This is a genomic window from Pontibacter sp. HSC-14F20 (assembly GCF_019599265.1).
In the GTDB taxonomy this organism is placed as follows: Bacteria; Bacteroidota; Bacteroidia; order Cytophagales; family Hymenobacteraceae; genus Pontibacter.
The window spans coordinates 16,181-43,159 of sequence record NZ_JAHZTC010000026.1 but is presented as its reverse complement, the minus strand read 5'-3'; the positions used below and the strand labels follow the sequence as shown (position 1 = coordinate 43,159).

General features: G+C 50.6%; 26 protein-coding genes. 11 read left to right on the top strand and 15 right to left on the bottom strand.

The window, feature by feature from the left end; translation table 11 throughout:
* Positions 1-2: 2 nt before the first annotated feature.
* From K3G39_RS18920 to K3G39_RS18910, 3 genes are all read left to right on the top strand, one after another.
* On the top strand, positions 3-848 hold the full coding sequence (locus K3G39_RS18920) for a universal stress protein (protein WP_220627741.1): 846 nt from the start codon (positions 3-5) through the stop codon (positions 846-848).
* Between the two features lie 122 nt (positions 849-970).
* The gene (locus tag K3G39_RS18915) at positions 971-1,852 is read left to right on the top strand and encodes a diacylglycerol kinase family protein (protein ID WP_220627740.1); all 882 of its coding nucleotides are present in this window, start codon (positions 971-973) and stop codon (positions 1,850-1,852) included.
* A 19-nt stretch (positions 1,853-1,871) separates the two neighbouring features.
* Positions 1,872-2,219 carry a translation initiation factor gene (locus tag K3G39_RS18910; RefSeq protein ID WP_220627739.1) on the top strand — a complete coding sequence of 116 codons (348 nt, stop codon included), beginning with the start codon at positions 1,872-1,874 and terminating at the stop codon, positions 2,217-2,219.
* A gap of 156 nt (positions 2,220-2,375) precedes the next feature.
* On the opposite strand, the gene K3G39_RS18905 is transcribed toward K3G39_RS18910, so the two are convergent.
* From K3G39_RS18905 to K3G39_RS18885, 5 genes are all read right to left on the bottom strand, one after another.
* Complete coding sequence (locus tag K3G39_RS18905; RefSeq protein ID WP_220627738.1) at positions 2,376-2,804, bottom strand: hypothetical protein; 429 nt, start codon at positions 2,802-2,804, stop codon at positions 2,376-2,378.
* A 126-nt stretch (positions 2,805-2,930) separates the two neighbouring features.
* Positions 2,931-3,668, bottom strand: coding sequence for a 3-deoxy-manno-octulosonate cytidylyltransferase (kdsB, locus tag K3G39_RS18900; RefSeq protein ID WP_220627737.1), 738 nt, complete (start codon positions 3,666-3,668; stop codon positions 2,931-2,933).
* Between the two features lie 105 nt (positions 3,669-3,773).
* On the bottom strand, positions 3,774-4,118 hold the full coding sequence (locus K3G39_RS18895; protein WP_220627736.1) for a hypothetical protein: 345 nt from the start codon (positions 4,116-4,118) through the stop codon (positions 3,774-3,776).
* Positions 4,119-4,154: 36 nt separating this feature from the next.
* Complete coding sequence (locus K3G39_RS18890; protein ID WP_220627735.1) at positions 4,155-4,490, bottom strand: hypothetical protein; 336 nt, start codon at positions 4,488-4,490, stop codon at positions 4,155-4,157.
* A 98-nt stretch (positions 4,491-4,588) separates the two neighbouring features.
* Positions 4,589-5,935, bottom strand: coding sequence for a nodulation protein NfeD (locus K3G39_RS18885; RefSeq protein ID WP_220627734.1), 1,347 nt, complete (start codon positions 5,933-5,935; stop codon positions 4,589-4,591).
* 84 nt (positions 5,936-6,019) lie between these two features.
* Here K3G39_RS18885 and K3G39_RS18880 point away from each other — a divergent pair, with 84 nt between their 5' ends.
* From K3G39_RS18880 to K3G39_RS18865, 4 genes are all read left to right on the top strand, one after another.
* Positions 6,020-6,790, top strand: coding sequence for a DUF4905 domain-containing protein (locus tag K3G39_RS18880; RefSeq protein WP_220627733.1), 771 nt, complete (start codon positions 6,020-6,022; stop codon positions 6,788-6,790).
* 23 nt (positions 6,791-6,813) lie between these two features.
* On the top strand, positions 6,814-7,800 hold the full coding sequence (locus K3G39_RS18875; protein ID WP_255594509.1) for a LysM peptidoglycan-binding domain-containing protein: 987 nt from the start codon (positions 6,814-6,816) through the stop codon (positions 7,798-7,800).
* A 143-nt stretch (positions 7,801-7,943) separates the two neighbouring features.
* Positions 7,944-8,720, top strand: coding sequence for a TIGR02757 family protein (locus K3G39_RS18870; protein ID WP_220627732.1), 777 nt, complete (start codon positions 7,944-7,946; stop codon positions 8,718-8,720).
* 21 nt (positions 8,721-8,741) lie between these two features.
* Positions 8,742-9,794: a serine hydrolase gene (locus K3G39_RS18865; RefSeq protein WP_220627731.1), complete on the top strand. Its 1,053-nt coding sequence runs from the start codon at positions 8,742-8,744 to the stop codon at positions 9,792-9,794.
* Here the strand turns inward: K3G39_RS18865 and K3G39_RS18860 are convergent.
* Positions 9,791-10,504, bottom strand: coding sequence for a hypothetical protein (locus K3G39_RS18860; protein ID WP_220627730.1), 714 nt, complete (start codon positions 10,502-10,504; stop codon positions 9,791-9,793). The genes K3G39_RS18865 and K3G39_RS18860 overlap by 4 nt on opposite strands.
* The gene (locus K3G39_RS18855; protein WP_220627729.1) at positions 10,501-10,971 is read right to left on the bottom strand and encodes a YhcH/YjgK/YiaL family protein; all 471 of its coding nucleotides are present in this window, start codon (positions 10,969-10,971) and stop codon (positions 10,501-10,503) included. The genes K3G39_RS18860 and K3G39_RS18855 overlap by 4 nt, the downstream gene beginning before the upstream one ends.
* Positions 10,972-11,307: 336 nt before the next feature.
* On the opposite strand from K3G39_RS18855, the gene K3G39_RS18850 reads away from it, so the two are divergent.
* Positions 11,308-13,704 carry an endonuclease MutS2 gene (locus tag K3G39_RS18850; RefSeq protein WP_220627728.1) on the top strand — a complete coding sequence of 799 codons (2,397 nt, stop codon included), beginning with the start codon at positions 11,308-11,310 and terminating at the stop codon, positions 13,702-13,704.
* A gap of 31 nt (positions 13,705-13,735) precedes the next feature.
* Here the strand turns inward: K3G39_RS18850 and K3G39_RS18845 are convergent, their stop codons facing one another.
* From K3G39_RS18845 to murB, 3 genes are all read right to left on the bottom strand, one after another.
* Complete coding sequence (locus K3G39_RS18845; RefSeq protein ID WP_220627727.1) at positions 13,736-14,167, bottom strand: hypothetical protein; 432 nt, start codon at positions 14,165-14,167, stop codon at positions 13,736-13,738.
* Positions 14,168-14,273: 106 nt separating this feature from the next.
* Complete coding sequence (locus tag K3G39_RS18840) at positions 14,274-14,711, bottom strand: hypothetical protein (RefSeq protein ID WP_220627726.1); 438 nt, start codon at positions 14,709-14,711, stop codon at positions 14,274-14,276.
* A 102-nt stretch (positions 14,712-14,813) separates the two neighbouring features.
* The gene (murB, locus tag K3G39_RS18835) at positions 14,814-15,830 is read right to left on the bottom strand and encodes a UDP-N-acetylmuramate dehydrogenase (RefSeq protein WP_220627725.1); all 1,017 of its coding nucleotides are present in this window, start codon (positions 15,828-15,830) and stop codon (positions 14,814-14,816) included.
* Between the two features lie 292 nt (positions 15,831-16,122).
* On the opposite strand from murB, the gene K3G39_RS18830 reads away from it, so the two are divergent.
* Positions 16,123-17,316, top strand: a complete 1,194-nt coding sequence (locus K3G39_RS18830) for a class I SAM-dependent RNA methyltransferase (protein WP_220627724.1) — start codon at positions 16,123-16,125, stop codon at positions 17,314-17,316.
* A gap of 140 nt (positions 17,317-17,456) precedes the next feature.
* On the opposite strand, the gene murA is transcribed toward K3G39_RS18830, so the two are convergent.
* From murA to K3G39_RS18815, 3 genes are all read right to left on the bottom strand, one after another.
* Positions 17,457-18,761 carry a UDP-N-acetylglucosamine 1-carboxyvinyltransferase gene (murA, locus tag K3G39_RS18825; protein WP_220627723.1) on the bottom strand — a complete coding sequence of 435 codons (1,305 nt, stop codon included), beginning with the start codon at positions 18,759-18,761 and terminating at the stop codon, positions 17,457-17,459.
* Between the two features lie 6 nt (positions 18,762-18,767).
* A complete protein-coding gene (locus tag K3G39_RS18820; RefSeq protein ID WP_220627722.1) occupies positions 18,768-19,436 on the bottom strand; it encodes a DUF4290 domain-containing protein in 669 nt (222 codons plus the stop codon).
* A gap of 188 nt (positions 19,437-19,624) precedes the next feature.
* Positions 19,625-21,877, bottom strand: a complete 2,253-nt coding sequence (locus tag K3G39_RS18815; RefSeq protein WP_220627721.1) for an ATP-dependent helicase — start codon at positions 21,875-21,877, stop codon at positions 19,625-19,627.
* A 251-nt stretch (positions 21,878-22,128) separates the two neighbouring features.
* Between K3G39_RS18815 and K3G39_RS18810 the strand changes: the two genes are divergently transcribed.
* Both K3G39_RS18810 and K3G39_RS18805 read left to right on the top strand, forming a co-directional pair.
* On the top strand, positions 22,129-23,739 hold the full coding sequence (locus K3G39_RS18810) for an ankyrin repeat domain-containing protein (RefSeq protein ID WP_255594505.1): 1,611 nt from the start codon (positions 22,129-22,131) through the stop codon (positions 23,737-23,739).
* Positions 23,740-23,819: 80 nt separating this feature from the next.
* The gene (locus K3G39_RS18805; RefSeq protein ID WP_220627720.1) at positions 23,820-24,413 is read left to right on the top strand and encodes a DUF3109 family protein; all 594 of its coding nucleotides are present in this window, start codon (positions 23,820-23,822) and stop codon (positions 24,411-24,413) included.
* Between the two features lie 79 nt (positions 24,414-24,492).
* Here the strand turns inward: K3G39_RS18805 and K3G39_RS18800 are convergent, their stop codons facing one another.
* A complete protein-coding gene (locus K3G39_RS18800) occupies positions 24,493-25,449 on the bottom strand; it encodes a DUF6340 family protein (RefSeq protein ID WP_220627719.1) in 957 nt (318 codons plus the stop codon).
* Positions 25,450-25,585: 136 nt separating this feature from the next.
* Complete coding sequence (gene accC / locus K3G39_RS18795) at positions 25,586-26,929, bottom strand: acetyl-CoA carboxylase biotin carboxylase subunit (RefSeq protein ID WP_220627718.1); 1,344 nt, start codon at positions 26,927-26,929, stop codon at positions 25,586-25,588.
* Positions 26,930-26,979: the final 50 nt, after the last annotated feature.

Genomic DNA, 26,979 nt, shown 5'->3' with positions numbered 1-26,979 from the left:
TTATGAGAAGAATTCTTGTACCTACCGACTTTTCTGACCAGGCCCGTAATGCCTTTGAAGTGGCTGTAGTCATTGCACGACAGACCGGGGCTGCCATCAAGCTACTGCATGTGGTAGAGATGCCATATTCCTACTCTTTCAGTGTAACCGGCGACCTGGTGGGCGGAAACGGTATGGAGCAGGTATACATGATGAAACTTCTCGAAAATACTAAGTACCGCATGGCCGAGCTGGAACGCACTGTGGAGCATGCTGGAGTGGAAGTGGTGCAGGAGGTAGACGCCGACAACGTGATCCGCAAGATCCGCCGTGTGATCAGCGATGACAAGGTAGACCTGGTGGTGATGGGCTCGAAAGGTGCCAGCGGCATGGATGAATTCCTGATCGGTTCGAACACCGAGAAGGTGGTACGCACAGCCGAATGCCCGGTTCTGACTGTAAAAGGCCCTATCTCCAATTTCAAGATTCGTAATATCGTGCTGCCTTCTGATTTCAAACGGGAGATTGGTACAGCCGTGGAGAAATTTAAGTACTTCCAGCAGATGTTCGGTGCGAAGCTACACTTGGTATACATCAACACTCCGGGCGCATTTGAGTCGAGTACCATCCTGCGCACGCGCATGCAGGAAGCAGCAGAGCGTTACGGACTGCAGAACTATACCAGCAATGTATACAATGATGTTATTGAAGAAAACGGCATCCTGAACTTTGCAGAGGAAGTTGGAGCTGACCTTGTGATGATGGCCACGCACGGTCGTACTGGTCTGGCACACCTGCTTAGTGGCAGTATTGCCGAAGACCTGGTTAATCATTCCAATATACCTGTGCTGACTTTTCATCTGAAATAAGAAACCTATACCTACAAAACAGAAGCCCGGCTAAAACCGGGCTTTTTTTATTCTCCGGCGGAATGGGTTAATTTGCGGAGAATTAATCCTGTTAGCAGCGCCTTTGGCCGATTCTAGCTTATATGAGCAAACGTCCCCATTACCGGTTTATCATCAACCCAAAGTCCGGACCCAGTAGCAAGGTCGATGTGGCTGCCCGCATCAAGTTGCACCTGGACCACAAGCAGTTTGACCACGACATCGTATATACTGCCTATGCCGGTCATGCGCCGGAGCTGGCCAGGCAGGCTGCGGCAGAGGGCTGCAGTGTAGTGGTAGCCGTCGGGGGCGACGGCACCGTAAACGAAGTATCACAGGGGCTGCTGCATACCGAAACTGCGCTGGGCATTATACCAAGGGGCTCCGGCAACGGACTGGCCCGCCACCTGCAGGTACCCCTGACAGTTGACGGGGCCATCCGCTTCCTGAACGACGGACACCGGTCCAAAATAGACAGCGGAACTATCAACGGGCGCCCTTTCTTTACGACGGCAGGTATAGGTTTTGATGCCTACATCAGTTCGGTGTTTGCAGGGAGTAAAAAGCGCGGTTTGCAAACCTATGTGGAGCTGATCCTGAAAGAAGTACGCAACTACCGCCATCTTCCGGTGAAGGCCGTTATCAATGGCAAGACCATCGAAACGGAGTTGTTTGTAATGGCCTTTGCCAATGCTGCACAGTATGGTAACAATGCCTATATCGCCCCGATGGCCGACATCAGGGATGGCATGCTGGACGTGTGTCTGGTGCGTAAGCTAGACATGTTTAAAGCGTTGCAGCTGAGCTACGCGATGCTGGCTAACAAACCGGCTGGTGCAGACAGTGCCGAGTATTTTAAGACCGAAGGTGTAACAGTGCAGACCGACCACGAAATGATGCACCACGCTGATGGGGAGTATCTGGGCAAGGCAACGGAGTTTGAAGTGCGCATGGTGCCACAATCGTTGCATGTGGTAGCACGCTAAAAATTGAAAAGTCAAGACTATGAGTGATAAGAATAAAAAAGGAAGACAGGGAGTGGTATACTCCACCAATTCTGATTTCAATTACGATTATGAGCACGAACACGAAGCTGAGACACTGCCACCGCAGCAGCAGAACCTCAAAGTCATGCTCGACAAGAAAGCCCGTGGCGGCAAGCAGGTAACACTGGTAACAGGTTTTGTGGGTACGGAAGACGATCTGAAAGAGCTGGGCAAACTGCTGAAAAACAAATGTGGCGTAGGTGGTTCTGTTAAAGACGGCGAGATCCTGATTCAGGGCGATTTCCGCGACAAGGTGCTGCAGGTACTGCTAGCGGCCGGGTATAAGGCCAAAAAGGCGGGAGGATGATTCTAGTTTAGGAGTTTATGAGTTAGAAAGTTAAAAAGCTTGAATTTACGGGATGAATAGAATTGTGAATAGCTAAACGTTTTGGGCCCAATACAGACAACTCGCCTCTCAATGCCAAGTCACTCTCAAAATTCTTATTTCCTAACTCTCAAACGTCTAATCGCCCAAACTCTTCAACTTACTCACTGGCCCTTGCAGGTGGTAGAAGTTAGCTGACTTTTGCACGAAAAGACGGCCGGCCAGGGCAGGGGCTTTGGGTGGTCGGGGCTTGTATACCTGCACAGCCCCTTTGTCCTTGCCGGGTATACGTTCATAGCCAATCTCGTCCAGCTTCTGATCCAGCGCCTTTGGAGAGATACTTTTCACTGGAATTCTGATTTCTGTTCTCCTATACCATAGCAAGAGCGCAATCGTAAACAGCAGCGAGAAGATAGCTGCATTCACCAGTATCTCGCTAATTGCTCCTCTAGTCGAGTCCTCTCCAAACCGTCCAGTAAAACCGTACCAAGCCGCAGTCAGCAGCCCATACATTCCAAAGAAGTACAGGTTCAGTTTCACGAATCGCTGTAGGGTGTAATGCTTCAAGATATAGTTGATTGCTTGGGTGTTAAATTATTGATTGCTAGAAGATATGAGTAAAATTAACAGGTTGGATAACCGTTAGCCCGAGATTTGTGCGCTGGGCTTGTACCTGACAACTCTTCAAGCTCCTTAACTTCCAAGTTCTCTTACTTTCTCCAGGTCTTCCGGGGTATCGATGCCGAAGGTTTCAAACTCGGTGATAGCTGTGGTGATGCGGTATCCATTTTCTAGCCAGCGCAGTTGTTCCAGCGACTCGGCCAGTTCCAGGCTGGAAGGTGGCAGCTGCGTGATCTGCTCCAGTATGTCGGTGCGGTAGCCGTAAATGCCGATGTGTTTGTAATAGGTATGCTGTTTGTGCCAGATATCGTTCGGCACGTTGCGGCAATAAGGGATGGGCTGGCGGCTGAAATACAGCGCCTCCCCATGGTGACTCACTACTACCTTAGGCGCGTTCACATTGAAAAGCTCCTCCGGTGTGATGATCTTTTTGATCAAAGTTGCCAGTTGCGTCTGCGGATTATTGAAACAGGTGGCCAACAGCTCGATCTGCTCAGGTTTGATGAAGGGCTCATCTCCCTGAATGTTGATCACGTACTCAAAAGGCTTGTCGTGCAGCTGGTAGGCTTCGAAGCAGCGGTCGGTGCCGCTTTGGTGGTGTGCCGCTGTCATGACTGCCTTCCCGCCAAACGCATGCACGTGGTCCAGAATGCGCTGATCATCAGTAGCTACGATCACTTCTGTTAAACCTGATGATGAAGCTTGTTCGTATACCCGCCGGATCATGCTTTTGCCATTGATGTCGGCAAGTGGCTTTCCGGGGAAACGGGTGGAGGCGTAGCGGGCAGGTATAATACCGAGTATTAGCATAGGACAGACGGTTTTCAGTGGCCAGCCGTGCAATGGCAGGCACCCGCAAGTTACGCAAGAGATGGGAGTAATGCAGCAGGCAGGTATAAAAAGCCCTGCAGCAGGTTAGGTCCGTTTCTTCACAGATATCACCCGGATGGCGTCCATGGCTCTGCTTTGGGTTGAGAGTCCGCACCGGATGTCGAGCTGGCGACCTAATTTTTCGTAGGTGATCATCACAGGAGTTTCGCCTTCCATCTTGAATGCCTCGTCTATCTCGTTTTCGTTATCCGGCTTAAAGCGCTTTCCATTTATCTCTACTTCAAATCCGCAGCCGTCCACCATGTACTCTCCTGACCAGAACAGAATGGCATCATCGGTTTCAGCGTTCCCTTCAGTATTGTTCTGGCAAGCAGTAAAGGCCAATGTCGTCATCAGGACTAGAATCGCCGATAAGAGTAAGTTTTTCATCAGGTATAGTTTACAGGTTGCTGTACAGTTATAAGACTACGCTTTTTTGATGGAAAGCAGCCGTATAGTGCTTTTTTTATGCACCCCCCAGCCGCAGTTATACTCCCGGGGTTTGGCTGGCAAGGTATACTTAATACGAACAGTATGCGAATCCTGCTGCTTGAATAAATTGTCTATTTCCTGTTCATTCTCAGGCTTATAATGCTGATCACCTAAATGAATAATGAAACCACATCCGTCTACTGCATAGTCACCTGACCAAACCAGGGTAGCGGTTGCTTCCATCACCTGCAGGTCGTCATCTTTGTCACAGGAAATGGCGGTCAGCATCAGGGCCAGCGGAGCCACCAGGTATAGCTTGAATTTTTTCATTTGAGGTTTTAGCGGAAGTATACTCTCAAGACCCTGATCACCCCGCCCGGGTTGCACCAAAGCAAATACTTATTCCAATTCCCTAAATTCCCAGATTCCTAAACTTTCTTCACCCGCAGTGCAAAGGTACTTTGGTCGATCACCTGCACCACATCGCCCTTGTCGATGAAGCCGTCTCGGGCCTGCGCGTCGTACACGTTGTCCTCTATCATCACCCGTCCGCTAGGTGCCATGCGGGTATAGGCTATACCTGTTTTGCCGATCAGGTGCTCAACCGAATTGCTGGAGCGGTAGCCCTCTTTGCTGTCGAAGGTGTTGACGAGTGTAATGCGGCGCATGGCGCGGCTACCTAGCACACGATTCCAGGTCAGCACTACAATGATCACGGCACTGATCATACCCAGCAGCACAGAAACCAGGCTTTCCATCAGGCGCTCAGACGAAACGAATGTAAAGTCAAAGGCCTGGTTATTGATCATGATCAGCAGCAGCGACAAAAACACCAGCGAGATGCCACTTATACCTGTCACCCCAAATCCTGGCACCACAAACACTTCCAGCGCAATGAGCACCAGCCCGACAATGAACAGCAGGATCTCCCAATGCTCGGCCAGGCCATTGAGGTAGAAAGGAGTCAGGTATAGCACGCCTGCGATGATAGCTGCCATGAGCGGAAAACCTACGCCCGGAGTCTGCAGTTCGAACCAGAGTCCGCCAATGATGATCAGGATCAGAATACCGCTGATAACGGGATTCAGAAAGAATGAAATGACTTTGTTGGTTGAGCTGAGTTCGTAGCGGATGATCTCGGCGTCCTGCAAGTTGAGCTTTTGCAACACTTCGTCGATGCTGTTGGCCTGTCCTTCGCTGAAGCCGTGCTGGATGGCTTCTGAAGTGGTGAGGGTCAGTACCTGATCTGCCGACAAGGTGCTGTCCACAGCAGCGTCTACCATGGCTTCGGCTAGTCTGGGGTTACGGCCGTTGGCTTCGGCAGTGGAGCGCATAATGGAGCGCATGTAGCTCTGGTACTTGCCCGGCGCGGCCTGCCCGTCGGCACCGACCACTGTGGCCGCCCCGATGTTGGCCCCCGGCGCCATGTAAATGCTGTCGCAGGCAATGGAAATGAGTGCTCCGGCTGATGCTGCGTTTTTGTCGATAAACACATAAACCGGCTTCGGGTACTCAAGCAGGCGCAGGCGGATAGCATCAGCATCGTTCACGGCACCGCCGTAAGTATTCAGCTTGAGCAAAATGTGGTCGGCCTCTACGCGGGTCGCCTCGTCCAGTGCCAGCTGGGTGTAGCGGTTGGTGCGCGGATCGATTTCAGACCCGATCTCCATGATGAACACCTTCTGGCGCTCCTGCGCCCAGGCGGACGTGAAAGAAAAAAGAAGAGCCAGCAGGAGGAGTGACGGCCATTGCCATATTTTTGCGTTAGATTTCATACATTTGAGCTTAATCGGAAATAAGATACTAAAAAAATCCCGCTTATTCTTTCCCTACTTTTTAAATACGAATTTGAAGCGCCCGTGTGGCGTATCCGTCTGGATGTACCTGGAGGCTGGATGGCGCTGGAGGTGCGTGATGCTGACCTGCTGCAGACCCGTTTCTATACCTTGCACCTGACTGGTTCGCCACTGCTGGAACTGAAATTGCCTGATCTTAACACCTGGTGGCTGGGCCTGGAGGATGTGCACAAGCAGGTGCTATACCTGCACGGTTACGGCGACCGCAAACTGGGGCAGCACAAAGGTATACGGGCTTTTGCAACTGACTCAGGTATAGCGCTGTGGCAGCAGTCGGAGCTGGCTTTCTACGGAATAGAGGAGCGTGGGCTGCTGGCCTACGAAGTTACCCAAACGGGTAAGGAACTGCTTTTGCTGGAAAGCGGTTACGGTAAAACCATACGAAGCGATATCAGTCAAAAAGAGGCGGCCGATGGGGTGCAGCGCTGCCATAAGCTCCGTTTTGAGGCTGTGCGATACCCGCACCTGTACCGGGAAGGCGAAATATACTACGAACAGGTACGCGATTTTTTGGTGCAGGAACTTGACTGTGAGCCAGTAACCGCCCTGGAGTACGCCGAAACAGATACCTGCCTGGTGGTAAGCTACTACTGCAGGACCAATGAAAATAAGTTAGATAATTTTCTGGCTGTTTTTGATTTAAATGGTTTTTCGCACTTAAATGAGTTACTTGCAGGTGCAATTGATGGCGTAGGTTCAGATACTTTTTTTATCTTTATGCGCAGTTTGTATTTCGTGCAAAACAAGACCTCCTTGAAGGCATATTCTCTTTAAATTTTATAGTTCGACTTTTAGCTATGATCCGAATTTTACTTATCGCCCTTGTAGCATTGCCGTTGCTTCCTTTTTCGGCTTCAGCCTTCGGCATGGTTGCCCCGCGCGACTCTGTAGGTGTGGAGCGTAAGAACGGTAAGGTATACGTGCAGCACCGCGTAGAGCCTAAGGAAACTCTTTACGCCCTCTCCAGAAAGTATGGTGTTTCCGTCTCCCAGATCGTGGATTCCAACCCAACGGTACAAACCACCATCAACGTGGGCCAGGTTGTGCTGATCCCGCGTAAGTATGCCGCAGCGCCAGCCGCTGTTAAGCAGTCGCCTGTAGCGGGCACGGCCAGCAACCGCACCTTTACGGTAAACAGCCGTGGTGAGAAACTGCACCAGGTAGAGCCGCAGCAGACGCTTTACTCGATCTCGCGCATGCACGCTGTGAAAGTGGATGATATCAAGCGCTGGAATAACCTGCCTGATAACACGATCAGTGTAGGAGCTTTGCTGATCGTAGGCAAAGGTCAGCCGGTAGCGTCCAAGAATCCGATCTACGTGAGCGAGACGGATGACGAAATCGCAAAAGATAGTGTAACAGAAACAGCAGTGGCTTCCACCGAGACTGCAGCTGCCACCACGACCCCGGCCAACACACACGTTGTCCTGACGCCACAGCCTGCTACGCCAGTGCCTGCAACTGCCGTTGAGGACGATGATGATGAAGAGATGGTAGATTCTGTGTCCGGTGCCAAGAAGATCCTTGAAACAGGTATGGCCGAAATGATCGACCCGAAAGCAGATACAAATAAATACCTGGCACTGCACAAATCAGCTCCGGTAGGCACCATTATGCAGGTGAAAAACGCCATGAACGACCAGGTGGTATACGTGCGTGTGATCGGCAAACTGCCTAGCACAGGCGAGAACAACAACGTAGTAGTACGTCTGTCCAAGAAAGCCTGCCAGAAGCTGGGTGCCATCGACCAGAAGTTCAGAGTAGAATTGTCTTACATGCCCTAGGCAGGTATAGCGATAAAGAAAAAGCCCGGGCAGACTTGTCCGGGCTTTTTTGTTGCCGTTTTTGTACCTGCTACGGCAGCAGGAAGCTGCCTGCCTGCTACAGATTACTTAACTTGCGTAGCGCCATTTCTCGTACCAAGCACATGAAACAGGATATCGCCCAGATCAAAGCCCTGCTCGACGACCGGGTAGCCCGCTACAACCAACCCAACTTTATTCCGAACGACCCGGTCTCCATTCCGCACCGTTTCACCAAAAAACAGGACATCGAGATCAGTGGATTTTTTGCGTCCATCCTGGCCTGGGGGCAGCGCAAAACGATCATTAACAACTGTCTCAAGCTGATGGACCTGATGGACAATGCCCCGCATGAGTTCATCCTGCAGCACCAGGAACAGGACCTGCCGCGGTTTCTGGGTTTCAGGCACCGGACCTTCAACGATACCGACCTGCTATACCTGATCCACTGGTTCCGGTGGTACTACCAGCAGCACGAGAGTCTGGAGACGGCTTTTACAGGAGAGCGGAACGAGATCAGGACACAGAAGGAGCGGCTGGAGCATTTTCATAACCTGGTGTTTAGTCTGGAGGATGCCCCGCACCGTACCCGCAAGCATATTTCCACCCCCGCCCGTAAGTCGGCCTGCAAACGCCTGAACATGTACCTGCGCTGGATGGTGCGACCCGCTGACGGTGGCGTGGACTTCGGTATCTGGCACACAATGCAGCCTGCAGATCTGGTTTGTCCCTGCGATGTGCATGTGGAGCGGGTGGCCCGCCGCCTAGGCCTGATCACCCGCAAAGGCATGGACTGGCAAACGGCGGAGGAACTGACGGACCATCTGCGTACTTTCGATCCGCAAGATCCGGTAAAATACGACTACGCCCTGTTCGGACTCGGGGTGGAAGAGAAATTTTAAGGTATCCCTAATCAAATTCCTATGCTACAGTACTTAAAAAAAGCTTTAGACGAACACCTGAGCAGTTGTTATACCTCCGATGGACCAGGCGCAGCCTTGCTAGTGTCAGTGGCCGGAGAGGAACTGTATGCTGGCGGGATAGGTATAGCTGATCTTTCTACCGGCGAACCAATTACGCCGGACATCACTTTCCGGTTAGCTTCGGTGAGCAAGCAGTTCACGGCCATGTGCGTCCAATTGTTGGAGCAGGAGGGGCAATTGACTTATGATGATACGTTGCAGCAGTTTTTTCCTGACTTCCAGCCAGGTATAGGAGTGCAGGTAACGCTACGGCATTTGCTCTGCCACACCTCCGGTTTGCTGGATTATGAGGAATTTGTTAAGGAGCGGCCTGATTGGCAGATCAGTGATACGGAAGTACTGGACATAGCTGCTGCACAAACTACGACCTACTTTGCACCCGCTACCCAATACAGGTATAGCAACACCGGCTACGTGCTGCTGGCGCTGGTGGTGGAGCAGGTGGCAGATATAGCCTACGCCGATTTTCTGCAACAGCGGATTTTTGAGCCACTCGGTATGGACCACACCATGCTTTTCGAAAAGGGCGAGGCTATACCTAACCGCGCGATGGGTTATGCCCGAAACGAGGCGGGCGATATCGTGCTGGCTGACCAGGGCACCTGCACCGCTACCCAAGGCGATGGCTGCATCTATACCTCCGTGCGCGACTACGAGCGTTGGCACCGGGCGCTTAATCAGCAGCCAGGTATGGCACCTGCGCTGGAACAGGTATATGCGCCTATACCTGACTATACGAATGGCTTTTATGGTATGGGCTGGTTCTTTAGCCGACGCAAATCAGGAGGACTGGAAATGTACCACACCGGCAACACCAGCGGCTTCAGTAATCTCGTCATCCGTATACCTGAAAACGATGTGCTAATCGCCTACTTCACAAATATAGCCGACAATCCGCATCTGTTGACTGGCTTTCTGGACGTACTAGACCAATTTTCTATACTTTATACAGCGTCGGATCTGATTAGAGACTTGCTGAAACTGACCCGTTAACGACTATACCTTCTTCTGACATCGTCTTCGGTGAAGATTGCGCCAAAGCCGATGTTGATCGAAAAGTAAAACTTATACCTGGTACCTGGCGCAGCACTCAGGTGCAGGTCGTCGTTGATGGTCCAGCGTGATTTTTCGAGTGGAACGAGATAGCCTACCCGGGCATTGATCAGATAAAAAGACTGCCTGGCAAAGCCGAAACCCAAGTCCAGGTGTGCTCTCGAGTTGTGGATTTCCCTATACTGCAGGTCTGTTTCCAGGTAATCCTCTAGATCAATTGTCTCCTCTGATTTCTCGCGGTACAGGTAGTTAAGTCCATTGCCTTTGAATCCCAGGTATGGGTATAGCGCATACCGATGGCCTTTGGTCAGATCGTAGCCGAAGTTGAAGGAGAAAGATCGGTATTCCATTTCCGTCAGATAGGTATCTTTCTCTTTTTTGCGGGTACCCGTGGCAAAAGAAATCGTGCTGATGCCGCGGTTCGCATAAAATTGGAACCCAATACCTAAGGTAGCAGTCGGGTACCTGGCCTCCGGTAATCCGGCTACAGCCACCGCATTCTCAAACCCTTTGCTGTCGATGATCGGGAATTCGATCGGAATGAAAATATAACTCCCAAACGCGCGGTTTTTGAGAGAATCAGGCTGTGATTGTGCGCTAGCTGCGGTAGCCAGACAGAGCAAAGTTAGCAAAGAGGCTAGCTTTTTCATGCCTCCACAGGGCCTTCCGGCTTCACGGCAATCTTCAGCACCACCTTGCGCACATTCTTTTCCGTGATCATGGCGGCGTGGGCATCGTTAGGGTAGAAGATGGTGAAGGAACCTGCCGGCACATCAAACCAGAAAGCAGGCTTGTCCGAAAAGAAAGCAGCATCACGCTCGTCGGTATACGGGTCGTTGGGCTCGCTGCACAGCGCCAGGTCTCTCCAGCCCATGTGGTCGGTGCCTTCAATCACATACTGGATGTCGATGTAGCGGCGGTGCACCTCTATTTTGGCGTCTGACTCAGGTATACCGCTGCCTTCGGAGATGATCGCAAAGAGGTTTTTGCCCACAATCGCTTTTTGCCCAAGCGGGAGCGTCATTAGGTCAGCTTCCTGCAAAAACTGAAAAGCCTGCGCAAAAAGCGGGTGCATGCAGGTATAGCGGTCGGCGTTGGTGAGTTTGTCGAGAACCATATGAGTTTGGGAGTTAAAAAGTTGAAGAGTTAAAAAGTTTGATTGTAGCGACGTTACATCGTAAAATCTTGGTGCTACGAAGTAGCATTGTTTCATCGTAGGGACAGGTCGTGGCCTGTCCGCATCGTGCACTAAGTATTGTCTGAATTGTGTTTCGGTAAACCTGCCCGAATCGTGCGCTGGCAATCGTCCACAAAATTATGCCCGAAACCTATACCCTAACAATCAACAACCCACAATCCAAACAATGAATAATTTATAAAAACCTGGCGAACGAAAGCAGCACCTTTACTTGTTATATTGTGTTAAATTTGCCCTAAATCTAAGAGATAACAATTGATCTATCCAGATAACTTTGAAATAAAAATTGGCTTTGCGCAGGTACGCGAAATGCTTTCGGAACTTTGCCTGAGTCCACTTGGCCGACAGTTCGTCAGCCGCATGACTTTCCTCAACCGCCATGACCTGGTGCAGCGCCTGTTGGAGCAAACGAACGAGTTTAAACAACTGCTCGAGTCCGACGCCGAGATTCCGCTCCAGCACTATTTTGACGTAACTGCCTACCTCGATCGGGCCGCTATACCTGGTACTTTCCTGGAAGTACAGGCTTTCTTCGAGATCAAAATGTCTTTGCGCACTATCCGCGATTCGCAGCGCTTTATTTCCAGCACCGAAGAGGGTAAGTTTGAAGCTCTGAAAGCCTTGGGTGCCCATGTAATGGTCGAGCGCTCCCTGATCGCTGCCCTCGACAAAGTGGTAGATGATGCCGGTGCCGTGCGCGACGATGCCTCGCCCGAGCTGCAGCGCTACAAGCGCGACCTGATCGCGCAGCAAGGGCAATTGCGTAAAACGATCAGCTCGATCATGCGCCACGCCAAAAACGAAGGCTGGACACCCGGCGATGCTGAGCCAACCATTCGTGGTGGCCGTTTGGTTATACCTGTGATTGCCGAGCACAAGCGCCGCATTAAAGGCCTGATCCACGATGAATCGAACACAGGGCAGACGGTATACATTGAGCCGGAGTCTATTTTCGAGCTCAACAACGACATCAAAGACCTGGAAAATGCCTATCACCGCGAGTTGATCCGCATTCTGGTGGGGCTGACCAATACGCTGCGCAATTTTATACCTGAGCTGCGCAAAGCTTACCAGTACCTGGGCCTGTTGGACTTTATACGGGCCAAGGCGGCTTTTGCCAGACGCATAGAGGCAACGATGCCGAAGCTGCACAAGTACCCGCACATCGCCTGGAAAGAAGCCATTCACCCGCTGCTATACCTGTCGCATAAGCAAATGGGCAAGCCAACGGTGCCGATGGATCTGGAACTGACACGTGAGCAGCGTATCCTGCTGATTTCTGGTCCGAACGCTGGTGGTAAGTCAGTGAGTTTAAAAACGGTGGGCCTGGTACAGTATATGCTGCAGACGGGTATGCTTATACCTGTGACTGATAATTCGGAAGCGGGTATCTTCCACGACATCTTCATCGACATCGGAGACGAACAGTCCATCGAAAACGATCTGAGTACCTATAGTTCGCACCTCACCAACATGAAAAAGTTTGTGACGGTGGCCGATCACAAGAGTTTGGTGCTGATAGACGAATTTGGTACGGGCACAGAACCCGTGTTGGGTGGTGCCATTGCCGAGGCGGTGTTGCAGAATCTGAACGACAGCAAGGTGTTTGGCGTGATCACGACGCACTATACCAACCTGAAGAACTTTGCCGAGCGCACGCCAGGCATTGTGAACGGGGCCATGCGCTACGACCACAAAAACCTGCAGCCGCTTTACCAACTGGAAATAGGCAAACCGGGTTCTTCATTTGCAATTGAGATTGCCCGAAAGATTGGCTTGCCAAGACACATTGTAGACAAGGCTAGCAGTCTGGTGGGCAAGGACAAGATTCGCTATGATCGCCTGTTGGAAGAACTGGAGACGGAGAAGCAGGAACTGGAGAAGAAGCTGAAAGAAGCCACTGCGCTGGAGCTGAAACTGAAGCGCAATGTGAAGGAGTATACTGATCTGAAGAACTTCCTGGAGGAGAGCAAACAGGATGTGATGCGCGAAGCCAAAGGCAAGGCCAAACTCCTGCTGAAAGATGCCAACCAGAAGATCGAAGCTACCATCCAGCAGATCAAGCAGAGTCAGGCTGAGAAGGAGCAAACCAAACTGGCCCGCCGCGAACTCGAAGAATTTGCCACCGAAAAGGTACGCAAAGAAGAGCCCCGCCCTGCCCACAAACGGATTGCCAGCAACGGCGGACCGCTCAAAGCCGGTGATACAGTGGCGCTGATCGGACAGGACTCGGTTGGAGAGATCGTAGGTATAAAAGGCAAAACTGCGGAGGTATTGTTCGGTGGTTTGAAAACGATTGTGAAGGTGGATAACCTGGAGCGAGCCGAGGCGCAGACCAAAAAACAAAAGAAAGCCGAAACAGCAGAAGGTTATACCCGCGGCATGAACATCACGCAACGTATGGCCGATTTTGGGTCTTCGATTGATATCCGGGGCGAGTATGCCGAAGACGCTTTAAACAAAGTAATGAACTTCACCGACGAAGCAATTATGCTGGGTATACCTGAAATTAAGATCGTGCACGGACGTGGCAATGGCGTGCTGCGGCAAGTCGTGCGCGACTATCTGTACTCGGTACCAGAAGTGGTCAGTCTGGCCAGCGAGGCCGAGGAAAGGGGAGGCGATGGGGCCACCCTGGCTGTACTGAAATAAAAAAAGGCTCCTGCAAGGGAGCCTTTTTTGTTTATCGGGTAAATCGAACCTCCAGTGTTAAAGGCCCTTCCTCAGTCTCTACCGTCTGATCCATCCGGAGTTCTTTATCTGTGAGCAACAGTACGGTGGCGGTGTATTCATCTTCGGTTCCTTTATCGAATATGATGGATTTGTCGTCATTCGCAAATTCCCATGTGCCGCTTATTGAAGTCCTTTCATAGGAATCCACGTACGTACCCGCTTTGTCAAACTTGACCGTGTTCTTTTTGATGTCATAGTTAAGTTGCTCTAAAAAAAGATCTGAAATATCATTGCCAAATGCCCAGAAGGAATGCCCGGTCCATTTTTCGGCTGTCAGTAAGTCTCTGTTTGATGGCTCTTTGTCTTTATCTTTATCGCACGAGGTCATGCTGGTTACAAGGAGCAGGGCAAACAGGAAAGTGAGTAATTTTTGGAATTTCATGTAATGATGTTTGAGTGAATGTATAAATTACCTGGATCCTGACCTGCGTTGGATAAGGGGCCTTTGAGAGGCACGTAGGGCAATAGCCGGTTCTAACTTACTGAATTTAGTCTTTTTTCACAAACTGGACTTTCGCATCGAAGCTTGTGTTGTTGCGGTTCACGGTGGTGATCAGGTCCATGTTGGTGGTGGTGAGATTTTCTATCTGCAGGTCGCCGAGCAGGTCAAAGTAAATGATGGTTTCATTTTCCTTGAATTCCCAAGTACCAGTGGTAGTTTGTGAGGTACCAGCCTGGTCGTATACTGCGGTATAAGTGCCGTCGCGGCGAAGTGTCAGGCGAGTGCTTTTAATGTCGAGCAGCATGTCCTTGATCTCGGGTCTGTCCGACACGTCGAAGTCATTAACCAGCACGCGTTCTCCTTGCCATTCGTGCGCTACAACGAGGTCAGTTTTGGTAGGTTCAGGATCGTCTTTGTCACAGGATGCCAGCACAAGGGGAAGCGCCAGAAATAATAGTAGGTAGCGGTATAAGTAAATTTTCATAGGGTAATAAGCGATTAAAGTATACCCTATATATCGCAGCCTATTTAAATAAGTTAGGGAAGTTTAGTTAAAAATTTTATTACTTCCAGGAGAAAATAGAGATCATATGATATTGACCTCTGGCTGCAGCGCAATGCCGAATTTTTCCTCCACTGACTGAATAATATCGTGTGCCAGTTGCAGCAGGTTTTTGCCCTTCGCGCCGCCGTAATTCACCAGCACCAGCGCCTGGTTTTTGTGCACGCCGTAGTTGTCAATCACTTTGCCTTTCCAGCCACATTGCTCAATCAGCCAGCCAGCAGGTACCTTTACGCTGGTCTCAGATACAGGGTAGGCCGGCATACCAGGGTGTTTTTCCTTGAGCACATCAAAGAGGAGCAGCGGAATTTCGGGGTTTTTGAAAAAGCTTCCTGCGTTTCCAATCTGGGCCGGGTCGGGTAGTTTACTGCGGCGGATGTGGCAAACGGCGGCGCTTACATCGTGTATGGTAGGTTGCAGCACCTGCATCTCCTGCAATGTGGTCTGGATGGCACCATAAGTGGTATTCAGTTCCGGATTACTACGAAGGCGCAAAGTCACGGCTGTGACCACATACTGCCCCTTCAGGCTGTGTTTGAAGACACTTTCACGATACCCAAACTGGCAGGCCTCTTTGTCGAAGGTATGGACCTGGCCGGTCTCGAGCTGCACGGCTTCCAGTTCCACAAATACATCCTTTAGCTCTACACCATAGGCCCCGATATTCTGCAGGGGAGCAGCCCCTACCGTGCCAGGTATAAGCGACATATTCTCAATACCGCCCAGGTCATGCCCGAGGCAGAAGAGCACCAGGTCGTGCCACTTCTCACCGCCACCGGCCCGCACGTAGGTATAGCCGCCGTCTTCGCGCAGCACTTCCATACCTTTTATACCATTGAGCAGTACAATGCCCTCAAAATCTTTGGTGAACAGTAGGTTGCTGCCTCCGCCTAATATGAGCTTCGGCTCTTCCTTTACCTCCGCCCGCTGCAGCAGCTCCTGCAATTCCTGCACACTGTCGAAGCGCGCAAAATGCCTGGCCCTGGCATCGATGCCAAACGTATTGTAAGGTTTAAGGGAAAAGTCTTTCTCGAATTTCATAAGCGGGTATTTGAGGGCAAAAATAGTTTTTATTTAGATAAGAGTTAAAAGTTATGCGCTAAGAGTTAAGTGGAGGCAATGCAGGTGTAGGTATAGGGTTTTATGATGGCTAGCTCAAGGTAAAAGCTAAATCTGAGCTGCTGACCACGATGCCAGCAGGTATAGCAACTTTTTGTTTACACTTTGCTTCCTATAGAAACCACCACAAGGGACCTCAAACTCTTAAATTGACTATAACTCCTTACTCTTAACTAAATTACCATTATTTTTGCGGTTTAAACAGGTATAGCAAATGGCGAAGCAAAAGCAGAGCGATAATTTCAATATAGTTGCCACAACGCTCAGTGGACTGGAGGAAGTGCTGGCAGAAGAGCTGCGGGCGCTTGAAGTAGAGTATATCAAAGTAGGCAACCGGGCAGTTTCTTTTTCGGGTAACCTGCGCCAACTTTACGAAGCCAACCTCTGGTGCCGCACCGCCATCCGCATTCTCAGGCCTCTCCGTAATTTCAAAGCCCGCAATGAGCGCGACCTGTACGAACAGGTACAGAAAACCAACTGGGCCGAGGTATTTGACCTGAACCAGACCTTTGCGATCGATGCCGTTGTAAGCCATTCTACGTTTGAACACTCGCTGTTCGTGGCTCAGCTGACCAAAGACGCCATCGTCGACCAGTTCCGAAAAGCCACCGGCGAGCGGCCTTCTGTGGACCGCATCCGACCGGATGTGCGCCTGAACCTGCACATGCACGAGAACATGGTCACGCTTTCACTCGACTCTTCCGGCGACTCGCTGCACCGTCGTGGGTACCGTCTGCAGACCAACGTGGCGCCGCTGAACGAGGTGCTGGCCGCCGGCATCATTTCCCTGTCAGGCTGGGACAAGAAATCCACCTTTATTGATCCAATGGCCGGTTCCGGTACTTTCCTGATCGAAGCAGCCCTGATGGCGCAGAATATCGCACCGGGCATCTTCCGCCGCGACCCTTACGGCTTTGAAAGCTGGAAAGACCATAACGCCGAGCTTTTTGAGATGGTATGGAAAACGGCCGAAGCCAAAGAAAAGCGTGAGCCACAAGCCCGGATCATCGGCTACGACATTGACCCGGACTATGTAATGGCTGCCCGCAAGAACATCGAGAATGCCGGTCTGGAGCATGTGATCAAAATCGAAATGGCCGACTTTTTTGAGACAAAAGCTACATCCGAAGAGGGTGTTTTGATCATGAATCCGCCTTATAACGAACGTATCCAATCAGATGACATTCACCAACTCTACAAGCAGATCGGGGACACGCTCAAGAACAACTACCAAGGCTTCGATGCCTTCGTTTTCACCGGCAACCTGGATGCCGCCAAGAGTATTGGCTTACGTGCTTCACGTCGTACACCTCTTTACAATGGCGCCATTGATTGTCGTTTACTTAAGTATGAGCTATACCAGGGAAGCAGGAGAGGGGAGGGCAAGGAAGAAGCACAGCAAGACTAAAATTACAGATACAAGCTACCCTTAGTCACTAATACAAGAAGAGCATCCTCAGCAGGTGCTCTTCTTGTTTTTTAGGTATTGCAAGCGCCAAATGATCAGGACGGGTCACAAGAATTCGCCCATCATGGCCACCTGTTTAGCTACATTCTCCTAATCTGCGCACCCAAGGCATTCAGACGGCCGTCAATGTTCTGGTAGCCGCGGTCGATCTGCTCCACGTTGTCAATGATGCTGGTACCTTCGGCAGAGAGGGCAGCGATGAGCAGGGCCACACCGGCACGAATGTCAGGGGAGGTCATACGGATGCCACGAAGCGGGATCTGCTTATTCTGACCAATCACAGTAGCACGATGTGGGTCGCACAGAATGATCTGAGCACCCATGTCGATGAGCTTGTCTACGAAGAACAGGCGGCTCTCAAACATTTTCTGGTGCACCAGTACCGTTCCCTTCGCTTGCGTAGCCACTACAAGGGCCACACTCAGTAGGTCAGGGGTGAGGCCAGGCCAGGTATGGTCCGCAATGTTCAGGATGCTGCCGTCGATGTAGGTGTCTACTTCGTAGCGGTCCTGCTCAGGTATAAAGATGTCATCGCCACGGAACTCCATCTTGATACCCAGTCGCTGGAAAGTGTCAGGTATAAGTCCTAACTCCGGTATCTGGCAATCTTTGATGGTGATCTCTGATCCGGTCATGGCAGCAAGTCCGATGAAAGAACCGATTTCAATCATGTCAGGAAGCATGCGGTGCTCGGTTCCTCCCAACTGTTCCACGCCTTCTATTACAAGCAGGTTAGAACCAATGCCACTTATTTTCGCACCCATGCGGTTGAGCATACGGCAAAGCTGCTGCACATAAGGCTCACAGGCCGCATTGTAGATCGTGGTTATACCTTTGGCCAGCACAGCAGCCATCAGGATGTTGGCTGTACCTGTCACAGATGCTTCATCGAGCAGCATGTAGGCGCCTTTCAAAGCTGGCGAAGTGACGGTATAAAAATTATCTTCGGCGCTGTACTCAAAGGAAGCGCCCAGTTTCTCGAATCCTGTAAAGTGCGTGTCTAGTCTGCGACGACCAATCTTATCGCCACCTGGCTTTGGCATCTTCGCTTTGCCGAAACGGGCCAGCATCGGACCCACGATCATCACGGAGCCTCTGATGGCACGCCCTAGCTCCACAAAACGCTGGGAATCCAGAAAGTCGATGTCGATGTCGTCTGCCTGAAAGGTATAGGTGTCCGGCGACAAGCGTTCTGTTTTTACGCCCAGCGAACGCAACAGTTCAATCAGTAGGTTAACGTCCCGGATATCGGGGATATTCGAGATCGTTACTTTCTCGGGGGTAAGGAGCACGGCACACAAAATCTGCAATGCCTCGTTTTTGGCACCCTGCGGAATGATTTCTCCGTGCAGCTTTGCACCGCCTTTTACTTCGAATGAAGCCATTTAGTACTATTTGTTTCGTTGGTTGGAAGTTGGTCTGGTGTTTTTGCGGCCACGGTTGTCTCCGCCACGGTTCTGTTGTTGCTGAGAGCGGTTGCTGCCAGTGTCCTGTGACTTGCTGCTCACAGATTCAAACAGGTTGTTGCTCTCGATCATTGCAAGGTCCAGATTCAGTTTTCCTTTAGAGATCTGCTGGATATCGTTCAGGATCACATCATCTGTAATGCTGTCTTTGTTATAAGAGCGGTAGAGTGTCTTCATCAGCTTGCCGATAGAGATGGTCGCGGCTTCACGCTCTTTTTCATCCTCAATCTCGGTAGCCCTTTTAATAAGTAGTTCTACGTTCTGGCCATAATGCTTAAAGCGCGGCGTCGACAGCGGATACTCCATGGGCTGTGGCTTGTCATTGAGGTACTCCATGGCACTGAGCGGGTAAGGAGCATCCACATCCAGTTTTGAACCGGACATCACAAAGAGGTGGTTCCAGAGCTTTTGCTGAAAATCCTGGGTGTCGCGCAGTTGCGGGTTCAGTTTAGCCATCAGATTGATCAACAGGTAGGACAGGCGGGTACGCTCTGCTTTGTCGTCAATGCTCAGTATGTGATTGACAAGATCCTGTACGTTTCTGCCGTATTCACGCAGCAACAGGTCTTGCTTAAAGGTAGTACTTGCTTCCATTATATCAATTTAAAGAATTCAAAATTAGAAATTAGTAACTAGAAATTTCAGGTAAGTGGAAATTAGAAGTTAAGAGAGATTGTAATCCTGTGATCATCAGGCCTTAAAATAGGCGAAGGGATTCTGACCAGCCAATGCTCAAGTGAACAAATCTCAATTTCTAATTTTTAATTCATAATTTCTAATTACTACTCATGTATTCGCAGCTTGGCAAAGCTCAGCAACAGGGTTTTTTCGCCCACTTCGTCGAAGTTGATGATGGCCTTGGTGCTGTTGCCCTGCGTATCCATTTTGCTTACTACGCCAAACCCGAATTTAGGGTGCTCTACTTTCATACCCGCAGTCAGATTAGACGTGTCGCTCGGCTTAAAGTCGGCAGGGGCGGTATAAGCTGTGGCGGCCTGCTTGCGTGCCGGCTGCTGCACCAGGCTGCTGATGCTGCTCTTGCGCTGCAACACGCGGTCAAACACATTGCCTCCGCTGGCCGTGGTCTGCTCACCATACTTAAAGTTGAGGTACTTTGGATCGATCTCGTCGAGGAAGCGGCTCTTCTCACAGGCCCGCAGGTTGCCCCACTGGTAGCGGCTGGTAGCGTAGGTCAGGTATAGCTTTTTCTCGGCGCGGGTGATGGCCACGTAGAATAAGCGTCTTTCTTCTTCCAGATCAGCACGGGAGTTCAGCATCATCTGGCTCGGGAAAAGGTTCTCCTCCATACCTACAATGAACACGTTTTTGAACTCCAGACCTTTAGCCGAGTGAATTGTCATCAACGTGACAAACTCACCGTCCATATCCGCTTTGGTATCGGCGTCGGTGATAAGGGCAATGTCTTGCAGGAAGGCTGAGAGGCTCTTATCTTCCTTCTCCGGATCATCCACATACTCTTTTATACCGTTGAGCAACTCCTGTATGTTCTCGTAACGGGCCAGGCCCTCTACGGTTTTGTCCTGATACAGATCATCGACTATACCTGAATGCTTGGCTACGTGCTTGGCTACTTCAAAGGCGTCGGTATTATCGGCAATGCGGGCAAAGTCCTTGATCATGATCGAGAAGTTCTCGATAGCTGTGCCCACCCGGTTGCCCAGGAACTGCCCGGCATTCTGGATCACTTCCCATACGCTGTGGTTGGTTTCATCAGCTGTCACAAACAGTTTCTGCTCAGTCGTCTCGCCTATACCTCTTTTCGGGTAATTGATCACCCGGCGCAGGGCCTGCTCATCATTAGGGTTCACGACCAAACGCAGGTATGCGATCAGGTCCTTGATCTCCTTGCGCTGGTAGAACGACAGACCACCCACAATTTTATACCGGATGTTCATGCGGCGCAGGGCTTCTTCCATGGCTCTGGATTGCGCATTGGTACGGTACAGAATAGCAAAGTCGTCGTAGGAGAAGTGGTTGTTCATCTTCTCCTCAAAGATGGAGGTAGCCACCAGTTTGCCTTCTTCGTTATCGGAATTGGCTTTGATCACCTCAATCAGCGGTCCCTGCTCGTTGTCGGTAAAGACATCTTTTTTGAGCTGCGCCGAGTTGTTTTTGATCACCGAGTTGGCCGCATTCACGATGTTCTTGGTGGAGCGGTAGTTCTGCTCCAGCTTGAACACCTCCAGCTCCGGATAGTCACGCTCAAAGTTGAGAATGTTCTGAATATCAGCCCCACGGAAAGCGTAGATGGACTGGGCATCGTCACCCACCACCACAATGTTGCGGTTCTGGGCGGCCAGTTTGCGCGTGATCAGGTACTGCGAGTAGTTCGTATCCTGATACTCGTCCACCATCACAAACTTAAAGATGTTCTGGTACTTGTTGAGCGCATCCGGATGGTCGCGGAACAGCACGTTGGTCTGGAACAGCAGGTCGTCGAAGTCCATGGCACCGGCCTTGAAGCAGCGGTTGGCATACTGTTCGTAGATCTTACCGATCTTCGGGCGCATGGCAGCCTCGTCGTCGGCCTGAATTACGGCATCGTTGAGGTATTGCTTGACCGAGATCAGCTTATTTTTAGCAGACGAGATACGCCCCAGCACAATGTTCGGCTTATAGAGCTTGTCATCCAGGTTCATCTCCTTCACAATGTTGCGAATGAGGGTTTTGGAGTCGTCGGTATCGTAAATCGTAAAGCTTTTCGGATAGCCGATCTTATCTGCCTCGGCACGCAAAATGCGTGAAAAAACGGAGTGGAACGTGCCCATCCAGATGTTTTTGGCCTCGTTACCGATCACTTTCTCGATACGATGGCGCATTTCCTTGGCTGCCTTGTTGGTAAAGGTCAGAGCCAGTATGTTGAATGGATCCACTCCCTGGCTGATCAGGTAAGCGATCCGGTATGTAAGTACTCTTGTTTTGCCTGAGCCGGCACCCGCAATGATCATAGCTGGCCCCTCGGTGTGGAGGACTGCCTTGCGTTGCGACTCGTTCAGTAAACTAATATAATCCATTTCGTCTCTTCCGCGTGCTTCTTTGTTAATCCATGCAATTTACACATTCCTATCCGTTTTAGGAACGGCACTTGCACATTTAGAGAACCAGATCACCCTTGCTTTTGGTTTCTTATAAAGGAATGCGTTTTTGGCCTCTGATTTGCGTGTCTTCGGGCAGGGCTTTTTAGAGAAACGCCGCATTATCTGTATCTTTGTAAAATTAAGAGGGTTGCTGCGGATTTTTCTGTCCGCTTATACCTGAAAAATATATGATCCCATTACTAGGCATGAAAAAACTACTCCTGCTACTTGCGCTGCTCCCCGCCGGATATCTGGCTGTGGCGCAATCCGATACCAGCCAGGTTGTTAAGATTATACCTGATTCCCTGAGAGAGGTGAAGGTTCCCCGCTCTGCCAAACAGGTATGGCGCACACCGGAAATGCAGCAAGGCGTGGACCTTTACATCGGCTTAAAGTACAACGAGGCTTACGCCAAGTTCCGCCAGGCCGCAGCACGTGACGAAGCCGCGGCTTATTACTTTATGGGGCGCATGCACCAGTACGGCGAATTGCTGGAAGACGGAGCACCTATTGACGAGATCATCACATCGGACTCAGTAGCCTATGTGCGCAACCCTGAAAAGTTCTACAAAGCTGACCCCGACACTGCCCGCATCCTGTTTGAGAAGGCACTGGAAGGCAGCAGTCTGTTTGGCAACTTGGGTTTAGCTGAGCTGATGACCCTGCGCAACGATGAGGACAAACAACGCTTTACACGCCTGATGCGCAGTGCCGCCCTCGATATCCGGGACATGGCCATAGCAGGCGATGCCTTCAGCAACCGCATTCTGGGTAGTATGTACTATACCGGCTACGGCGAAATGGAGGATAAAGGGTATGCCTATACCTACATTAAACGTGCAGCTGAGCTGAACGATGTGGTGGCCTATACCTCACTGGCAAACCTATACCTGAGAGGGGAGGGCGTGAAAGAAGATGTAGCGCAGGCCAAGTACTGGCTCGAGAAAGGTGCCGCTGCCGGCGAAAAGGAAGCCCTCTATACCTTGGGTTTGCTTTATGAAGAAGGCAACATAGGAGAACCTGAGCCTGAGAAGGCACGCAAACTCTACCACGAAGCCATTTCGCAGGGTAGTTCCAATGCCTTTGAACAGCTTAAGTACCTTAACCAATCCACAGATCAGAAACTGGTGCTGGCGGCCATAGAGCGAATCCCCGAAATCGTGGGACGGACGCTCACCAATGGGGCAAATGTGAATACACTGGCTATTCCAAACGGCTATGATTTTGACTTTAGACTACGCACACCACTCATGCACGGTATTTTTATTCCACTGCTGCTCGAGGACTATGGTGTGATTTATCAACCTGATGTTCGTCTGGAAGTAGCTAGTCTGTTGCTGCGTGGTGGCGCCGACGTGAACGCGACCGATCAGGATGGCAAGACGGCCCTGCATTATGCCATGTCAGGTGCCCGCATTAACACGGAGGAGTTTGAGATCGAACAAGCTCAGCTGTTGGATACCCTGTTTAAGTATAAGGCTGACCCGAACATCGTAGATAACAAAGGTAATACGGCTCTGTATTATGCCGTACGTTTTGCCAACGGTACGCACATGATGGAGATGAACCGCTTGCTGAAAGGCGGTGCCAATCCGAACATACAGAACCTGGAAGGCCTTACGCCACTTATGCTGGCCTGTCAGCTGGATGGGGGCAACGAGGTGATTGTGATGCTGATCAATGCCGGCGCTGACCCAAGCCTGCGCGACTATGCAGGAAAAACAGCCATGGACTATGCCAAGCGGGAAAGTGTGCAGAATATACTTGTAGCAGCAGGAGCAAGGGCCCCAAAACGCTAGTCTAAACTTATTTAACTTAAATTTTGTCTCTTTTTTGCCGGTTAGTCCGGTATGAGATTACTCTCTTATCCTTATTAATCATGATCGTTCTTCAGAATACTGTTATCAGCGATGACATTCGCGATAATTTCTTTGTGTGCAACCTTGAAAAGTGCAAAGGAGCCTGCTGTGTAGAGGGCGACCTGGGCGCTCCGCTTGATGAAGACGAACTGATCATACTGGAGGAAAGCTACGAGCATATCAAACCCTACATGACCGGAGCCGGAAAGTTGGCTGTGGAAGAGCAGGGACTATACATTCAGGATTTTGAAGGAGATTACTCGACCCCGACCATCGAAAACAGAGAGTGTGCCTATGCTTTGTATGATACCCAGGGTATACTGAAATGCGCTATTGAGCAGGCGTATTACGATGGCAAGATCAGCTGGAAAAAACCCATCTCCTGCCACCTATACCCGATCCGTATCACAAAATATGATGATTTTGAAGCACTGAATTACGACCGCTGGAGCATTTGTGCGGCCGCTTGTAATTTCGGCGCTGATTTGGGAGTAAAGGTATACCAGTTTCTGAAAGAGCCACTCATCCGAAAATACGGAGAGGCATGGTACAGTGAGCTAACAGAGCTGATCGATAAAGGAGAGCAAGCCACCACTACCTCCACTACTTTATAAGGTATAGGTATAGAATAAAGGTATACAACATCAAAGCCCGGCCATCTTGACCGGGCTTTGATGTTGCAGGGAACATATTTTATTTAGTCAGGCCGGCATTGGCCCATAGTTCGAGCAATTTAGCAGCCATTTTATCGCCTTTGCTTTCTGCCTGGCGGGCCCAATAGGTCGCTTGCTCATAATTTCCTGCCGCTTCATAGGCAATAGCCAGGTTGTGGGCCGCCCTTATACCTGTTTTCGAAGACAGGTCCTGCGCCAGCGGTTGTAGCGTGGTGATGGCCTGTTCAAACTGGCCCATTAGCATTAAGATGTGTGCTTGCTGGTATGCGCTGCCTGTGTATACCTGTCGCACCAGCAGCATCGGCTGTGGGTAGAAACGATCCCAGTAGCTGTAACCCGTTTCCACTGCCAGGCGGTTGACCACAGGTCCTGCTTTGCCCATGGCCGGACCGATGGCCAGCAAGCCACTTACGACTGTTCGCGAATCATAAAATTCCTGCTGCTCAACTGTGGCCTGGTCTATCACCGTGCCTGTGCTGTCATATAGCGACCAGGTGCTCGCCACAACCAGGTCAAAATTGGCAACTTTGGTCCTGTCGCCATCCTCATCCTCGTAACTGTCTACCTCTTTCCCAAACCCCGTTTCAAACTTGTCGAGCGTTAGGATCAGGTGCGGGCGGTATTGGCTATATAATTTCTCTACTTCAGTTGCACTCAGTTTGGAAGAAGTGGGGGAAAGCTCCACAGCCTGATCCGGGTTAACCAGCACGAAAGTTGAATCGTTGAAGATAGCACCCATAACACCTCCGGCAGCCTGATAGGCGCCATCGCGCAGCACAGCTGATACATTCTCGTTCTTGTTAGGAGCCAGCGTTGCTGCGTCGTAGCGGTTCACGACGAGTACTTTCCACTGTTCAGGGCTCACACGCACTACAGGTGGGCGCACCGTTTCCATCGTGATCATGGTCGCGCAGCCGCTGAGTTGCAAGGCTAGTACAGTCCATAGAAGAGTTGCAAAATGCTTGCGTGGTTTCATTTCTGTATCTTGTGAGGTGGATAGCTAAGTTAACGCAAATGTAGTAATCGTACTATATTTTAAACCCACATATATCAGGCCAAATAAAAAAAACCGGCCCATTGCTGAGCCGGTTTTTTTAAAGAACACATCTTATTTAGAGCGAACTGAAATCAAAGTTATCCAGGTATGCTGTCGTGAAGTTACCTTCCTTAAAGCCAGGATCATCCATCAGCTTCAGGTGGAAAGGCACTGTGGTTTTCACTCCCTCGATCACAAACTCGCTCAAAGCGCGCTTCATTTTCACAAGCGCCTCCTCACGTGTCTGCGCGCTCACGATCAGCTTGGCGATCATCGAGTCGTAGTTTGACGGGATGGTATAGCCAGAGTATACGTGCGAGTCTACACGCACACCATGACCGCCTGGAACATGCAGGTTGGTGATTTTACCCGGAGAAGGGCGGAAGTTGTTCTTCGGATCCTCTGCGTTGATGCGGCACTCAATGGCGTGCATCTTCGGATAGTAGTTTTTGCCTGTGATCTTCTCTCCAGCCGCTACTTTGATCTGTTCTTTGATCAGGTCGTAATCAATTACCTCTTCCGTGATCGGGTGCTCTACCTGAATACGGGTGTTCATCTCCATAAAGTAGAACTCGCGGTGCTTGTCTACCAGGAACTCGATCGTGCCTACCCCTTCATAATTGATAGCTTTGGCGCCTTTAATAGCCGCCTTGCCCATACGGTCACGCAGGTCGTCGTTGATAAATGGAGAAGGCGTTTCCTCCACCAGTTTCTGGTGACGACGCTGGATGGAGCAGTCACGCTCCGAAAGATGCGCTACCTGGCCGTGCTGGTCACCAATCAGTTGTATTTCGATGTGACGCGGCTCCTCAATAAACTTCTCCAAATAGATGCCATCGTTGCCGAAAGCAGCTTTAGACTCAGTACGGGCATCGTTCCATGCCTTATCGAACTCTTCTTCGCTCTTGATGATACGCATACCACGTCCACCACCACCGGCAGTTGCCTTGATGATAACCGGGTACTTGATCTTCTTAGCCAGTTTCTTGCCTTCTTCTGCAGACTTAAGCAAGCCATCAGAGCCAGGTATAGTAGGCACCCCGGCCTTCTTCATGGTGTCCTTGGCAGAGGCCTTGTCACCCATGGAGTTGATCATCTCCGGAGAAGCACCAATAAATTTGATGTTGTGCTCGGCACAAATGCGCGAGAACTCAGCATTCTCTGAAAGGAAACCGTAACCTGGGTGAATCGCATCGGCGTTGGTGATCTCGGCAGCCGAGATCAGGTTGGGCATGTTCAGGTAGGACTGCGCACTTGGAGGAGGGCCGATACATACGGCTTCATCAGCAAAACGCACGTGCAGGCTTTCCTTATCAGCGGTAGAATATACGGCTACCGTCTTGATGCCCATCTCTTTACAGGTACGGATGATGCGCAGGGCAATCTCGCCTCGGTTAGCGATTAATATTTTTTTAAACATATTGTCAGATTTGGAGATTTGGAAATGTAGCGATCGTAGTGAAATCGATA